Here is a 14,402-nt window from a genome sequence, read left to right as displayed (position 1 = left end):
GGCTCAGGAATTCTGGCCGGAGCCGGATTCCTTGGTCTTGCAGGTGTTCACCCCGATGAGGGTATAGAGCGGGCACCAGTTGAAAAGCCCAGTGGCAAGCGGCAGCACCCCGATCCACGTCCAGGGCGTGCCGATACCCATCAAAGCGAGCACGATCAACAATACGCCCACGACGATACGAACGATCTTGTCGACGCCTCCGACATTTGGTTTCATGGCGCTATTCCTCCTGGTTGATGGGGGATTCCGCATTTCATCTTAGCACTTTCACTCGATGCGAGGGGGTCGATTCCATGGATTTTTTTCTTCTCATTCTCTTGGCGATGCTCATCGGCGTTGCGTCGTCCTTTTTCTGGGCGCGTTTATCGCTCTCGGCTCAGCGCTCCAGTTTCGAGCGTGAGCTCGCCCAACGGCAAGAAGCGGAACTGCGCTTGCAGAGCGAATTGCGCCAGCGCATCGAGTCCCTGGAGAGCGAGCGCCGCCTGCTGCACGAAGAAGTGGCGCAACTGCGCGGCGAGCTGACTCATCGCGCCGGCTTGGCAGAGCGCCTGGCCGAAACCAACCAGCGCCTCGCGGAAGTGCAAACCCGCTGGCAGCAAACCTTGGAGGAAAACCGGCGCTTGGCCGAACGTCAAGCGGCTCTGGCCCAGGAACTCGAAGCCGAACGCCGGGCAGCGGCGGAGAAATTGCGCTTGCTCGAAGACGCCCGTCAGCAGCTCACCGAGCAATTCAAGAACCTGGCCAATGAGATCCTCGAGGAGAAGTCTCGCCGCTTCACCGATCAAAATCAGGCGCAACTCGCCGGCTTGCTCGAACCGCTCAAGATGCGTCTGACCGAGTTTCAGCGCAAGGTCGAGGAAGCCTACGTCAATGAAGGCAAGGATCGCACGGCACTGGCCGAGCAGGTGCGTCAGCTCATGGCGCTCAACCAGACCTTGAGCCGGGAGGCGCGTCAGCTCACCGAGGCGCTCAAGGGGTCGAGCAAGACCCAGGGCACCTGGGGAGAGCTCGTGCTCGAACGCGTGCTGGAGGCTTCCGGTTTGCGCCGCGGCGAGGAGTATGAGGTGCAGGTGTCGCACACCGATGGCGAAGGACGACGCCTGCAACCCGACGTCGTGATCCGCCTCCCCGAGGGGCGGCACCTCGTCATCGACGCCAAAGTCTCCCTCAATGCCTATGAAGACTACACGGCCGCTACGGACGAGCATGCCCGCCAGGCGGCGCTCAAACGGCACCTCGATTCGGTGCGTATGCACATGAAAGGATTGTCGCAACGACGCTATGAAGAACTCTACGGCGTGGGGTCGCTCGACTTCGTGCTGCTCTTCGTGCCGATCGAACCCGCATTCATGCTCGCCGTCACGCACGACCGGGACCTCTTCATGGACGCCTGGCAGCGCAACGTGCTGCTGGTGAGCCCCTCGACGCTGCTCTTCGTCGTGCGCACCGTGGCGCACCTCTGGCGTCAGGAGCAACAAAATCAAAACGCGCAGGAAATCGCCAAGCGCGGCGCCGAGCTCTACGACAAGCTCGCCGGGTTCGTTGCCGACTTGCAGGCGCTCGGGCAACGCCTGGAGCAGGCGCGCAGTGAGTACGACAAGGCGATGGGCAAGCTCGCCACCGGTAAGGGAAATCTGCTGCACCGTGCCGAGTCGCTCAGGGAACTGGGGGTGAAACCGGCCAGAACATTGCCTTTGACGACATCCGAGCAGGGAGAAGCAGTTTAGCTCTTCTTAAGCCTCGCTTCAGCAATAAAAAATTGCACCCCTTTTCATAAGCAGGTATCTTCCCTCCCATAGAGAACAGTAAAAGGGGAGGGGCATGAGTATCAAGCGAAAGGCCTGCATCGTCGGCGCGTACGAGCACCCAACGCGTAAGGCACCGGACAAATCCGTGGCCCAACTGCATGCCGAATGCGCCAAAGGAGCGCTCGCCGACGCAGGGCTGAGCAAGGAGGACATCGACGGCTACTTCTGTGCGGGAGATGCTCCGGGGCTGGGCGCTTTCAGCATGGTCGAATACATGGGACTCAAAGTGCGCCATGTCGACACGACCGAGACGGGCGGATCCTCCTACTTGATCCACGTTGCCCATGCCGCCCAGGCGATCGCAATGGGCAAGTGTAACGTTGCCTTGATTACGCTCGCGGGTCGTCCCCGCTCGGAAGGTTCGAGCGGCACACAAGTGCGCAACTGGGGGGCGAACCTTCCCGATGGGCCGTTCGAATTGCCCTATGCGCCCGTCACGATCAACCAATACGCCATGGCGGCGATGCGCCACATGTATGAGTATGGCACCACCAGCGAGCAGCTCGCTTGGATCAAAGTTGCCGCTTCGCACCATGCGCAGTACAACCCCCAGGCCATGCTGCGTGACGTCGTTACCGTCGAACAGGTGATCTCCTCCCCCTTGATCTCCGATCCTCTGCATCGGCTCGATTGCTGCGTGGTCAGCGACGGCGGTGGGGCCGTGATCGTGGCTCGCCCTGAGATCGCCAAGAGCCTGAAGCGTCCGCTCATCAATGTCCTCGGTGCTGGCGAATCGCCCAAGCACACCGAAGGCGGGCATATCGACCTGACCTACACCGGCGCCGTTTGGTCGGGTAAGGCGGCTTTCGAAGAAGCAGGGGTGACACCCGGCGACATCCAATATGCCTCGATCTACGACAGTTTCACCATTACGGTGCTGTTACAGCTCGAAGATCTGGGGTTTTGCCCCAAGGGCGAAGGCGGAAAATTCGTCGCCGAGGGCAATCTGATCTCCGGAGTGGGCAAACTGCCGTTCAACACCGATGGTGGTGGGCTGTGCAACAACCATCCGGCCAACCGTGGGGGAATGACCAAGATCATCGAAGCGGTGCGCCAGCTGCGCGGAGAGGCCCATCCCAAAGTGCAGGTCCCCAACTGTCAACTGGCACTCGCTCAAGGGACCGGTGGTTCGATTGCAAGTAGGCATGGCAGCGCCACTTTGATCCTCGAGAGGGGGTGAGACGATGAGTACGCCTTATCAAACTCGTGAAATGACCCCACCCAAACCGAACCCTGGCGACGAACCGTATTTTACCGCGGCCGCTGAAGGAAAACTCTTGCTCAAGCGTTGTACCGATTGTGGTCGGGTCCATTTTTACCCGCGGGCATTGTGTCCCTTCTGCTTCAGCGATCGTCTCGAATGGACTGCGGCTACGGGACGCGGCGAGATTTACAGCTACAGTGTCACGCGCGGCGGTGTTCCCGTTCCCTATGCGATCGCTTATGTCACCCTCGACGAAGGGGTGCGTATGATGACGAACCTCGTCGATTGCGATCTCGACGATCTTCGGATCGGTCAGCGCGTACGGGTCGTCTTCAAAGCAGCGAGCGATGGGACGATGGTGCCTTGTTTCACCCCCGACTAGGGCTATACAGGAACCCACAGGGCGTTGCAAAAAAAACCGTCGTGAGCGTTGCAGGGCAAGGCGCCTAGAGCACGGAATGCGAGACCTGTCACCAAGATAGGCGAGTATCCGCATCATGTTACGTTGCCATGTCGTCGGTTTATTTATATACATGCCCAATGAAAGGAGGAGACTATCATGCTATGGAAAAAAGGGATCACAGCGTTCCTGGTTGCTGCACTCGGCGTTGGAAGTGCCGCAGCTGCCGAAATCTTGGTCGGTTCGGATATTCCCCTTACTGGTTCACTGGCGCGGGTGGGGACGAGCACCCACGAAGGGATCCAGACCGCGGTCGAGGTGTTCAATCAGACCAACGGTAAGCACACGATCAAATTGATTACCGTGGACAATGAATCTTCTCCCGCCAAGGCGATTGCCGGCGTAGAGAAGATGGCTTCCCAGGGTGTCGTCGCTTTTACGGGGGGATATGGTACCAACGTCGTTTCGCCCGCAGCCGAAGCAGCCGATAAACTGGGGCTACCCTATGTCACGACCGGGGTATTTTCCGACTCGATCACTGAAAAAGGACTCAAGACCTATTTTCGTGTAATTAATTCTGATGGCTATCGCAAGGCCATACTAGGTCTGATCGAATCGCTCGATGCAAAATCCGTTTCGATCGTTTATTCGGCCAGAGAAGCGACTTCCGGCCTGGCGAAAGATTTACAACAGTCACTGCAGGGAACAGGGTACCGTGTCACGATGCACGAATTCGATCCCGCGGCCACAGATTTCAAACCGATCATCAACAAGATAAAACTGAACGATCGTTCAGAATTATTGGTGATCAGTGGTTATGAAAATGATTATCTCAATATCATCAGAGCGGCGAGGGTTCTCAAGCCCCCGGTCAAAGCGATCATCGGTGCTTGGGGAATTGCAACTGCGCCAATGGCCAAAAACCATGGCGAAATCCTTAACCATACGTTTGGTACCAGTATGGTTTCTTATCCTCCCGAGTTCAAAACGGATGAAGGAAAGGTTTTTGCCCAGAATTTCGACAAAATTTTTCATAAAGAACCCGACTATTTGGCAATGTTTGGTTATGTCCAGTCAATGATCCTGTTCGAGGCGATTGCGCGGGTTCTGGATCAGGGGGCCTTGGAGCCAGCGAAGATCGTTGCTGAGTTGGCGAAGACCGATCGAGAAACCTTGATAGGTCGGGTGAAATTCAACGAGAAAAACGATAACCAATACTTTACGCAATACATGGGGCAACATCAAAATGGCAAAATCGTTATCGTCTGGCCGCAAGAGAAAGCCACTGCACCCATGATCTATCCTGGAGTTCCTTGGTAAGCCGGCTCGTTGTTGCAAGGGAGACGCTGAAGAAATGAGCGAGCGGGATGAAGCGCAAGGCGTTTGGTACGCAGCGACCGAGACAAATCAACTAGATAGGCGAGGGAGCAAGCACCGCGCAACGCAGCGATTCGCCCACGCAGCCAATTATTATAAGCGTTTCCCAAGCCAACCGCCAATGTAATGGCAGTGTATGGTTCGCTTGGTTGCCTGAGTGAATTCAGATCGGCGGTAGCGAAGTCCGTAGTGATTTTGCGCTTCGACAAGTAGATGGTTTTAGTATAACTGAAAAACAGGTCGAGAAAAGCTCATTGGTTGTATCCAATTTGGCAACAAAGAGAACGATCCGAATTTCGCTCAGCTTGTCGATCAGCATCAAAGCCGAGGAATCGTATTGCTGTGACCCGAAGAGGCATCGACCGATAAAATCAGACTGGTAAAATCATTTTTCCAGTAGAATCTTGGTGAGCCGTATTTATTCGACCGAGGAGTCGCGATCAAATGATAGAACTCGTATTGCAAGCCCTGTATTCGGGTTTTCTTCAAGGAGGATCCTACGCGCTGATCGCATTTGGTTTGGCGTTAGTTTTTGGTACCTTGAAAATAATAAATCTAGCACATGGCGAACTGGTGCTTTTGAGTGCTTATATCGCCTACACAGTAGAATCCAGAATGGATGTCAATCCGGTTTTTGCGATTCCTTTTGCGCTGGTTTTGGTTTGTTTGTGTTCCGTACTCGTCTATTACCTTCTGAGTTTCATTCGCAAGGATCGTGAGCTCAATTCGCTCATCCTCACTTATGGGATTGCGATCGTGCTCACGAATGCCCTCTTGATGATCTGGTCGGCCGACGTGCGAGCCACTACTTCACCCTGGTTGCAAGAGGCCTTGGTGTTCGGTCCGCTTGCAAGCATGCGTAGCGAGCTAATTTTTTTTCTCGTTTCTTTGATCCTGATGGGCGCTCTGTGGTGGTGGCTGGCGCGTAGTTGGTATGGACGGGCCGTGCGGGCCGTGGCGAGCAACCGGGAAGCGGCCAAATTGATGGGAATCGATCCGCGGTTGACTGAAATCCTCTCGTTCGTCGTCGCCGGCATCTTGGCATCATTCGCTGGGGTGGCCTTGTTTAGCTATGGCGTGATCCACCCACCCCTTGGCGAAGCCTTGACCTTGAAAGCGTTCACGATCACGGTACTGGCGGGGTTGGGTTCCATACCAGGGGTGATGTTGGGTTCGATTCTGCTTGGCCTCGCCGAGGCCTTGACGGTGACTTTCGCCAGCTCTGCGCTCCAAGATTTGGTGGGCATGATCCTATTGCTGATCGTTTTGTTCGTGTTACCCAACGGTTTGTTCGGTGTAACAGGAGGAAGAGGATGAAGGTCATGCTATTAAGATGGGCTGTGGTCGTTCTATTGGCTTACTTTTTCGTTCCCTGGCTCTTCGGTGCCAATGCCTACCTGATGAGTTTGATCGTGGCCTCTTTGGTGATCGGCGGGGTTGCTTTGGCTTGGGCCTTGCTCGGTAATCTCGGAGGGATGATCAGCTTCGGCCATAGCGCTTTCTTCGGAGTAGGGGCTTATGTGTCGGCTTTGTTGGCGATCAACGCCGATTTTCCCATATGGCTGGCGATGGTTTGCGGCGGGATCGGCGCCCTCCTTGTCTCCGTGCTCATGCTGCCGACTTTGCGCTTGAAGGGCCCCTATTTTGCGATCGCCATCCTCGCCTATGCCCAGATTTTCCGCATCATCGCCACGGAATGGCGCTCGCTCACCAATGGTGTGGCTGGTTTGTCGAGCATTCCTAGTCTTCCTGCCGTTCTATGGTGGGAGTCGGGGAGCAAAATATCGAGTTATCTGATCGTGGTGACACTCGTTTTTGCGTTCATTCTCGTATATCGATGGGTTGCGAACAGTCATTATGGCTTGGCTTTGCGGGCGATGCACGAAAGCGAAGACGCGACGAGGGTGGTCGGCGTCAATAGTACGCTCCTCAAGGCGGCAATGCTGCTGTTGTCGGCTTGCATGACCGGGATGATAGGAGCCTTCAATGCCCACTACATCAATTTTCTCGAACCAGATTACGCCTTCGGCGGCGTGTGGATCGTGATTCCCATCGTGGCGGCGATTTTCGGCGGCTACCGTACGATCTGGGGGCCCCTTGTGGGTGCGGTCGTGGTCTACCTCGTCGATCAGCTGCTTTTCAAAAACATCTTTCCGAGCGGCCATCAAATCATACTCGGCATCATTTTGGTGGTAATGATCCTGTTCAGCCCCGGTGGATTGCTCCCTTTGCTGACGGTACGGACGAGGAAGCGGACATGCTGAAACTCGAAGACGTGAGCGTTCGCTTTGGGGGGTTGGTTGCCCTGAATAACGTGAGTCTGAGTGTGGGTACCAACGAGATCGTCGGTCTGGTTGGCCCGAACGGGGCGGGTAAGACGACTTTGTTCAACGTGATCTCAGGCTTGGTGAAACCAACGAGCGGACGCATCCTCTTCGACACCCACGATCTTGGAAGTATGCCGGTTTATCGGCGAGCTCGATTGGGAATCGGACGAACTTTTCAGATTCCTCAGCCAATGCATGAACTGACGGTGCGAGAAAATCTGGTCGTCGCACAGCGCTTCGGCGCCGGGAAGCTCGATAGCGTGAAAATCGACGAAATCCTGGAAATCACGGGCTTGGACGACAAATCCGAACGGGATGCATCCAGTGAGTTGTCGCTCACCGAGCTCAAGTCCTTGGAGGTGGCGAAGGCGTTGGCCACGGCTCCGTCGCTTCTGCTCTTGGATGAGGTACTCGCGGGTCTGGAAAGCGTGGGGAAACGGCACTTCATGACGCTGCTCAAATCGTTGCACGAGCGCTTTTCTTTGGGGATTCTCATCATCGAGCATGATCTCGAGACGATCGCATCTCTTTGTCATCGGGTCGTGGTGCTCAATTTCGGCGAGGTGATCGCCGACGGTACCCCGGAGAACGTATTTCGTGATCCGGAGGTGATCCGAAGTTACACCGGAGCCGAGCATGCTTGAAATACGCAACCTCGAAGCCGGATACGGCCCGATCAATGTCCTGTGGGATGTTTCCTTGTCGATTGCCGAAGGTCGTGTCACCACCATCATTGGCCCCAACGGTGCGGGGAAAACCACCCTGTTGCGCGCCATCGTGGGATTGTTGCAGCCGCGCAAGGGAGAAATTCTTTTTCGGGATCGTCCTATCCATGGGATGGCGCCGTGGCATTTGCTCGAAGCCGGCATCGCGATGATTCCTGAAGGACGGATGATCTTTCGCGACATGACCGTGGAAGACAATCTCATCCTTGGGGCGTTTCCCAAGGCACGGCGCGCAGGGGTAGCGCGCAACCTCGAACGAGCCTATACCCTGTTTCCCCGCCTGCGTGAGCGCCGCCGTCAGCTGGCGGGTACCCTCTCGGGTGGAGAGGGTCAAATGTTGGCCATGGCGCGCGGTTTGATGTCGGAGCCTCAGCTCCTGTTGATCGACGAGCCTTCGTTGGGACTTGCGCCGGTCATCGTCAATGAGCTGTTCGAGATCATCGCCGATTTGAAGGCAGAAGGAAGGACCATCGTTTTGGTCGAGCAGAATACTCACAAGGCGGTCGGCGTCGCCGACGAGGTGTACCTCATGTTATCGGGCAAGGTAGCCTGGTCTGCTCCCGCCCGAGATGTCGACCTCGCCGTGTTGCACGATCTTTATTTCTCACGCTGATAGGTGCTGGAAAACGTTCAAGGAGGGTAGGGTGATCCCAAAGATAAACAAGCAAGACCTCAGAGCATTGTTGGCCCCGCGTTCAGTGGCCATCATCGGTGCGTCCGCCGATCCTACCCGCATCGGAGGGCGACCCATCGCGTCGACCTTGGCCATGGGGTACCAAGGAAAAATCTATCCCATCAATCCGAATCGCGCTGAGATCCAGGGCTTGCGCGCATACCCGAGTATCGACGATCTGCCCGAGGTGCCGGAAGCAGCCATTATCGCCGTACCGGCAGTCCAAGTCCAAAAAGCGGTAGAAAAACTGGCCAAGAGGGGAACGAAAGTCGCCATCCTCTTCAGCTCGGGATTCGCCGAAGTCGGCGATGAGGCATCTCAGAGCCGACTAGTCGCCGTAGCGCGTGAGCATGGTATGCGTCTGCTCGGACCCAACGCCTTTGGTGTCTTCGATCTGCGCAGCGGTTTTTTCGGCACATTCCCTTCTCTCTTCATTTCGGGTTTCCCCCCGTTGGGACGAATCGGTTTTGCGAGCCAATCGGGAGCGTATTGCTGTCACTTGGTAGCGATGCTGCGAGAGCGAGAAATCGGCGTGGCGGCCGCGGTGATGACCGGCAATGAGAGCGACATTACGGTGTCCGACGTCGTCTCCTACATGGTCGAGGACGATGGAATCGACGTCATCGTGGTCTACGCCGAAGCGATCAATGACGGCGAAGGGTTCATCGCCGCCCTCGAGGCCGCGCGCCAGGCAAAAAAACCCGTGGCCGTAATGAAAGTCGGTCGCAGTCAAGTCGGAAGTGCGGCGGTACGCTCTCATACGGCTTCGATCGCGGGCGACGATAAGGTGATGAGCGCGGTGCTGGCCGAGCTGGGGGCCTATCGCGCCCATACGAGCACGGATCTGCTCGACGTCGCCCATTTGGCCACACGCCGTATCTTCCCGGTCAATAATTCCCTAGGCGTCATCACGGTGAGCGGGGGAGGTGGGGCCGTCATCTCCGACACCGCCGAAGAATGTGGTCTGCCCATGCCCCCGATGCCCGAGGAGACGCAGCGCCGGCTCAAAGCGCTGCTGCCGATCGCATCGCCGCGCAATCCGGTCGATTGTACGGCGCAGTTCGTCAATGATCTCTCGATTTTGCGCAATTTCTCACAGGCGGTGCTGGCCGAAGGGGGTTATCCCTCAATCATTTTCTTCCTGACTTACACCATCTCCTCTCCGCAGCTGGCTGCCGTCTTGCTCGAGGAATTGAAGCGGCTGCGAGAGACTTATCCCGATCGTCTCTATGTCTTGTGTGCAGTGGGTGACAACGCGAGTATCAGGCCTTTTGAAGCGGCAGGGTTTACTGTCTTCGCCGATCCAGCGCAAGCAACGCTCGCGATTGCAGCCATGGGGCGCTATGGCGAAGCCTTTGCAGAAAAACCGCGCGCTGCCCCGCCGTCGGTCCCTTCCATCGCACTTCCTGGTGCGACGCCCAGCGAGGCTGCTGCCAAGGCGCTCTTGCAGCAGATCGGGATCGCGACCGTGCCCGAGCGGCTATGTACCAGTGCCGATGAAGCGGTCGCAGCCGCCGAACACATCGGCTATCCCGTCGTCCTCAAAATCGCCTCGCCCGATATTCTCCATAAATCGGAAATCGGAGGAGTGTTGCTCGATGTCGAGGACGCCCAGGCCGTGCGCCAGGGGTTCTCGACCTTGTTGGAGCGGGCCAGAGCCCATCATCCCGAGGCACGGATCGAAGGAGTGTTGGTAGCCAAGCAGTTGCGTGATGGGGTCGAATGCATCCTCGGAGTCCATTGCGATCCCGTGTTCGGACCGGTGGCCATGGTGGGTTTGGGGGGAATCTTCGTCGAGATCGTCAAAGACGTCGCCTTCCGCCGCTGTCCTTTTGGGGTGGATGTGGCGCTCGAATTGATTCGTGGTTTACAAGGGGCGCCGCTTCTCGAAGGCGCGCGTGGTCGGCCGCCTGCCGATATTCAGGCGCTGGCTGAAATGTTGGCCAGGCTGTCGGTGTTTGCCCATCAAGCCGGACCTCGGCTTGCCTCGATCGATCTCAACCCCGTGATCGTGCTTCCTGCGGGGCAGGGGGCCTATGCGGTCGATGCCTTGATCGAAATCGGAGAGAACCATGGCCATTGATTATCACAAGCTCCTCAATTTCCCCATTCCCGAAGTGCGGGAACGGCGTACCAAGCGCGATTCCGCCTTTTATGCCCTCTCCATTGGTCTTGGTCAGGATCCGTTGGACGAGCGACAGCTCGATTTCGTCGACCCCTTGCGCCCGCAAATGAAGACAATGCCTTCCATGGTCGTGGTCATCGGTCATCCGGGTTTCTGGTTGCGCAACCCCGAAACGGGGGTGGACGCAGTGCGCTTGGTGCACGGGGAACAAGGTTTTCGCATCCATCGCCCCTTGCCGGTCGAAGGGGAGTTCGTGGGCAAGACCCGCGTTACCGGCCTCGTCGACAAAGGCGCGGGCAAAGGCGCACTGCTCTATTCGGAGAAAGAGGTGCGCGGCTCGGATGGCACATTGTATGCCACGGCCACTTCCACGACCTTCCTGCGCGGCGACGGGGGATTTGGTGGCCCCTCGGGGCCAGTCAAAGAGCCGCATCCTTTGCCCGACACGGCACCCGAGCTGCATCTCGATCTGTCCACTCGGCCGGAACAGGCACTCTATTATCGCCTCAACGGGGACGACAACCCCTTGCATTCGGATCCGTCGGTGGCGGCGAAAGCGGGATTTCCTCGTCCCATTCTGCACGGGTTGTGCACTTTGGGCGTGGTAACACACGCGCTCATCCGCACCTTTGCCGACTATGACGCCACACGCTTGCGCGCGCTCGACCTGCGCTTCTCTGCGCCCGTATTTCCCGGGGAGACGATTCGCACCGAGATGTGGCGCGATGGTTCCTTCCGCGCCCGCGTCCTCGAGCGGGACGTGGTGGTGATCAACAATGGCAAAGCGGAGTTTGCCTGACATGCTCCATGAGACGATCGAAGAAGGGATCGCCGTGTTGACGCTGGACGATCCCACGAGCCGGAACGCCTTCTCGCCGGTGGTGCGGGCGCAGCTACAGGAAGCGCTGCAACGCAACGTGGCCGATGCCGCAGTCCGCGCCCTCGTACTCACAGGGGCAGGGGGGCATTTCTGTGCCGGCGGCAATCTTGCCCAGATGCAGGTCGAAACCTGGGCCCAGGCACGGGCGCGTTTCGCCGAGACGCATGCCTTGGTGCGCACATTGGCCGCCTATTCCAAGCCGATCGTTGCCGCCGTCCAGGGGTGGGCCGCGGGCGCCGGGCTTTCTTTGGCGCTTTTGTGCGACACGGTGGTGGCAGGTCGAGGAGCAAAATTCTCTGCGCCCTTCGGTCGGGTCGGCTTGATCGCCGATCTTGGATTACTCCACACGCTTGCGCGGCGCATCGGCGATGGGCGGGCACGACAGATGCTGCTCTATGGTGAACCGATTGAGGCGCAGGACGCCTTGGCGATCGGCTTGATCGATCGGATGGTCGAGGACGACGCGGTCTTGACCGTGGCCTGCGCGTGCGCGCGCCGCCTCAGTGAAGTGGCCCCTCTGCCATTTCAGCTTACGAAGCAGCACTTTCTGCGCGGACTGGAAGAGGTACTCGACTGGGAGCGTGAAGTACAAGCAGCCTTGATGCTCACGGAAGATCACCGCGAAGGGCGCGCAGCATTTCTGGAAAAAAGAACCGCGAAATTCATGGGACGTTGACGACGAGGAGAGAAGTATCATGCAAAGCAATACAGAGAAACTACTGCAAGGGAAAGTCGCGCTGGTCACGGGGGCGGGCGGCGGCATCGGACGGGCGATCGCCCTGGCGATGGCCGAAGCAGGGGCGGACGTACTGATCAACGATATCGGTGTGTCTTTGACTGGCGAAGGCGGCTCTGAGACGCCGGCCGAAGAGACGAAACGCCTCATCGAGGAAAAAGGGGGGCGGGCTGCGATCAGCACGGAGAGCGTTGCCGAATGGGCTGCGGCCAAGCGTAGCGTCGAGGCTGCGCTCGATCACTTCGGACACATCGACGTCGTGGTCAATAATGCGGGCATTCTGCGCGACATGATCTTTCACAAGATGTCGCCGGAGGATTGGCTCGCTGTCATCAATGTGCATCTGAACGGCAGTTTCTACATCAGCCGCGCCGCGGCCGAGCATTTCCGCAAACAAGAAAGCGGCGCCTACGTGCATATGACGAGTACCTCGGGGTTGATCGGCAACTTCGGCCAGGCGAACTATGCGGCAGCCAAGCTCGGCATCGCGGCCCTGTCCAAATCCATCGCGCTTGACATGGCGCGCTACAACGTGCGCTCCAACTGCATCGCTCCTTTTGCTTGGAGCCGCATGACGAGTTCGATTCCGACGGACACGCCGGAGCAAAAAGCGCGGGTGGAGAAACTGCAACGCATGACGCCGGACAAGAATGCACCGCTTGCCGTCTATCTCGCCTCCGACAAAGCGGCAAACGTAACGGGGCAGATCTTCGCCACGCGCATGAACGAGATCTTCCTCATCAGCCAAAACCGACCGATTCGCTCGATCCACCGCGGCGAGGGTTGGACGCCATCCCTCATTGCCGAGCACGGTATGCCTGCGCTGCAGGCTTCCTTCGTTCCCCTTGAGCGCAGCGCGGACGTGTTTTCTTGGGATCCGGTGTGATGCGAGGACTCATTCAGAAAGGTAGAGGAACAATCATAAAATTCTGGAGCTAGTCACGAAATTCTCGGAGAATGTAATGAGCATGAATCGAAGGGATTTTCTCAAAACGATGTCCATAGCGACTGCATTGGGTTCGACAAATTTATTGCTTTATGCTCGGTCGGCATCTGCGGCGAGTGATGCCACTTTGCCTACGACGATGATTTGGAGTACATATGATCTGGGATCGACAGGCTATGTCGAAGCATCAGCCATGGCCGATGCTTTGGGCAAAGTTTATGGTACCAGAGTACGTCTCCAACCATCTGGTACTTCTTTGGGACGAATCAAACCTCTTCTGGAAAGAAGGCTTGATTTTGCATGGCTGGCCGACGAGCTTTTTTTCGCTTCAGAGGGGTTATATGAATATGCTGCACCTGATGTTGGCCCTCAGGATGTGAGAGTGCTGCTGGGCAGACCACATTCTTATGGTTTGGCTGCAACAAAACGTAGCAATGTAAAAAAACTGGAAGATATAAAAGGAAAACGCTTTGCTATTGCCAAAGCGAATACTTCGGCAAATGCAAAAACAGAAGGAATATTGGCTTTTGCGGGATTGACATGGGACGACTTGGAATTAGTGGAAGTGCCGAGTTATTCAGCCACGTACAAAGCCTTGATAGAAGGGCGAGCTGACGTGACTGGTGTAGTGCCACAAGCGCCGTTGCTGCGGGAGCTCGAAGCTAGTCCTTATGGTTTGCAATGGATCGAACTCGATCCCAATCATGCCGAAGGTTGGCGTAAACTCCAAGAAATCGTACCGTATTGTGCGCCGATTCGTGAAACAATTGGAGCGGGTTTGTCAGAGGACGCACCGGTTTGGTTGGTAGGATACCGTTACCCGCAAATTTCTACTCGCGCGGATGTAGATCCGAGTATCGTATATAGTCTTGTCAAGGCGATTGATAAAACTTATGACTTATACAAAGAAACGGCCCCTATTATGAAGCGTTGGGCTATAGAAACGAGTGGGACGCCTCCAACAGGGGCGGCTTTCCACGAAGGCGCAGTTCGTTATTTTCGTGAAAAAGGAATTTGGACCAATGAATACCAGCTTTGGAATGAACAACGTATCGAACGCCATCGCGCATTGCAGGCTGCGTGGCGCGAAATGATGGAAAAAGAATTTAGTCGCTCGGCAGATCCTGAACGTGTTTCGCAGGTTTGGCAGGTCCGTAGAAATGAAATAATAAAAAGTATTTAATGTTTATAAAAATTATGA

The 14,402-nt window shown here is 56.7% G+C and carries 14 protein-coding genes; 13 read left to right on the top strand and 1 reads right to left on the bottom strand.

The window, feature by feature from the left end; translation table 11 throughout:
- Positions 1–3: 3 nt before the first annotated feature.
- Positions 4–216: a YgaP family membrane protein gene (locus EPD80_RS02825; protein ID WP_142804640.1), complete on the bottom strand. Its 213-nt coding sequence runs from the start codon at positions 214–216 to the stop codon at positions 4–6.
- Between the two features lie 77 nt (positions 217–293).
- Here EPD80_RS02825 and rmuC point away from each other — a divergent pair, with 77 nt between their 5' ends.
- The 13 genes from rmuC to EPD80_RS02755 all read left to right on the top strand — a co-directional run bounded on the left by rmuC (position 294) and on the right by EPD80_RS02755 (position 14,384).
- Positions 294–1,727: a DNA recombination protein RmuC gene (rmuC, locus tag EPD80_RS02820; RefSeq protein WP_142809225.1), complete on the top strand. Its 1,434-nt coding sequence runs from the start codon at positions 294–296 to the stop codon at positions 1,725–1,727.
- A 94-nt stretch (positions 1,728–1,821) separates the two neighbouring features.
- Positions 1,822–2,988, top strand: a complete 1,167-nt coding sequence (locus EPD80_RS02815; protein WP_142809223.1) for a thiolase domain-containing protein — start codon at positions 1,822–1,824, stop codon at positions 2,986–2,988.
- Between the two features lie 4 nt (positions 2,989–2,992).
- A complete protein-coding gene (locus EPD80_RS02810) occupies positions 2,993–3,394 on the top strand; it encodes a Zn-ribbon domain-containing OB-fold protein (RefSeq protein WP_142809221.1) in 402 nt (133 codons plus the stop codon).
- Between the two features lie 177 nt (positions 3,395–3,571).
- Entirely contained in the window at positions 3,572–4,732 is a 1,161-nt protein-coding gene (locus EPD80_RS02805) for an ABC transporter substrate-binding protein (RefSeq protein ID WP_142809218.1), read from the top strand.
- A gap of 501 nt (positions 4,733–5,233) precedes the next feature.
- Positions 5,234–6,106 (top strand): branched-chain amino acid ABC transporter permease, encoded by an 873-nt coding sequence (locus EPD80_RS02795; protein ID WP_142809216.1) that lies wholly within the window; start codon positions 5,234–5,236, stop codon positions 6,104–6,106.
- Entirely contained in the window at positions 6,103–7,053 is a 951-nt protein-coding gene (locus EPD80_RS02790) for a branched-chain amino acid ABC transporter permease (RefSeq protein WP_221928789.1), read from the top strand. Before EPD80_RS02795 ends, EPD80_RS02790 begins: the two co-directional genes overlap by 4 nt.
- Positions 7,047–7,760 (top strand): ABC transporter ATP-binding protein, encoded by a 714-nt coding sequence (locus EPD80_RS02785; RefSeq protein WP_142809214.1) that lies wholly within the window; start codon positions 7,047–7,049, stop codon positions 7,758–7,760. Before EPD80_RS02790 ends, EPD80_RS02785 begins: the two co-directional genes overlap by 7 nt.
- Entirely contained in the window at positions 7,753–8,454 is a 702-nt protein-coding gene (locus tag EPD80_RS02780; RefSeq protein WP_142809212.1) for an ABC transporter ATP-binding protein, read from the top strand. Before EPD80_RS02785 ends, EPD80_RS02780 begins: the two co-directional genes overlap by 8 nt.
- A 31-nt stretch (positions 8,455–8,485) precedes the next feature.
- Positions 8,486–10,597, top strand: a complete 2,112-nt coding sequence (locus EPD80_RS02775; protein WP_221928788.1) for an acetate--CoA ligase family protein — start codon at positions 8,486–8,488, stop codon at positions 10,595–10,597.
- Positions 10,587–11,438, top strand: coding sequence for a MaoC/PaaZ C-terminal domain-containing protein (locus EPD80_RS02770; RefSeq protein ID WP_142809208.1), 852 nt, complete (start codon positions 10,587–10,589; stop codon positions 11,436–11,438). The genes EPD80_RS02775 and EPD80_RS02770 overlap by 11 nt, the downstream gene beginning before the upstream one ends.
- 1 nt (position 11,439) lies before the next feature.
- Positions 11,440–12,195 (top strand): enoyl-CoA hydratase/isomerase family protein, encoded by a 756-nt coding sequence (locus EPD80_RS02765; protein WP_221928787.1) that lies wholly within the window; start codon positions 11,440–11,442, stop codon positions 12,193–12,195.
- Between the two features lie 19 nt (positions 12,196–12,214).
- Positions 12,215–13,141: an SDR family NAD(P)-dependent oxidoreductase gene (locus EPD80_RS02760; protein ID WP_142809204.1), complete on the top strand. Its 927-nt coding sequence runs from the start codon at positions 12,215–12,217 to the stop codon at positions 13,139–13,141.
- Positions 13,142–13,217: 76 nt separating this feature from the next.
- A complete protein-coding gene (locus EPD80_RS02755; RefSeq protein WP_142809202.1) occupies positions 13,218–14,384 on the top strand; it encodes a TAXI family TRAP transporter solute-binding subunit in 1,167 nt (388 codons plus the stop codon).
- The last annotated feature ends 18 nt before the right edge of the window (positions 14,385–14,402 follow it).

Source organism: Tepidiphilus olei (genome assembly GCF_006980705.1).
Taxonomy (GTDB): Bacteria; Pseudomonadota; Gammaproteobacteria; order Burkholderiales; family Rhodocyclaceae; genus Tepidiphilus; species Tepidiphilus olei.
Note: the sequence above shows the minus strand (reverse complement) of the source record. Positions and strands in the feature narration are given on the sequence as shown.

Coding starts and splice junctions, on each gene's coding strand:
- EPD80_RS02825 (WP_142804640.1), bottom strand. CDS start 216: ATGAAACCAAATGTCGGAGGCGTCGACAAGATCGTTCGTATCGTCGTG.
- rmuC (WP_142809225.1), top strand. CDS start 294: ATGGATTTTTTTCTTCTCATTCTCTTGGCGATGCTCATCGGCGTTGCG.
- EPD80_RS02815 (WP_142809223.1), top strand. CDS start 1,822: ATGAGTATCAAGCGAAAGGCCTGCATCGTCGGCGCGTACGAGCACCCA.
- EPD80_RS02810 (WP_142809221.1), top strand. CDS start 2,993: ATGAGTACGCCTTATCAAACTCGTGAAATGACCCCACCCAAACCGAAC.
- EPD80_RS02805 (WP_142809218.1), top strand. CDS start 3,572: ATGCTATGGAAAAAAGGGATCACAGCGTTCCTGGTTGCTGCACTCGGC.
- EPD80_RS02795 (WP_142809216.1), top strand. CDS start 5,234: ATGATAGAACTCGTATTGCAAGCCCTGTATTCGGGTTTTCTTCAAGGA.
- EPD80_RS02790 (WP_221928789.1), top strand. CDS start 6,103: ATGAAGGTCATGCTATTAAGATGGGCTGTGGTCGTTCTATTGGCTTAC.
- EPD80_RS02785 (WP_142809214.1), top strand. CDS start 7,047: ATGCTGAAACTCGAAGACGTGAGCGTTCGCTTTGGGGGGTTGGTTGCC.
- EPD80_RS02780 (WP_142809212.1), top strand. CDS start 7,753: ATGCTTGAAATACGCAACCTCGAAGCCGGATACGGCCCGATCAATGTC.
- EPD80_RS02770 (WP_142809208.1), top strand. CDS start 10,587: ATGGCCATTGATTATCACAAGCTCCTCAATTTCCCCATTCCCGAAGTG.
- EPD80_RS02765 (WP_221928787.1), top strand. CDS start 11,440: ATGCTCCATGAGACGATCGAAGAAGGGATCGCCGTGTTGACGCTGGAC.
- EPD80_RS02760 (WP_142809204.1), top strand. CDS start 12,215: ATGCAAAGCAATACAGAGAAACTACTGCAAGGGAAAGTCGCGCTGGTC.
- EPD80_RS02755 (WP_142809202.1), top strand. CDS start 13,218: ATGAGCATGAATCGAAGGGATTTTCTCAAAACGATGTCCATAGCGACT.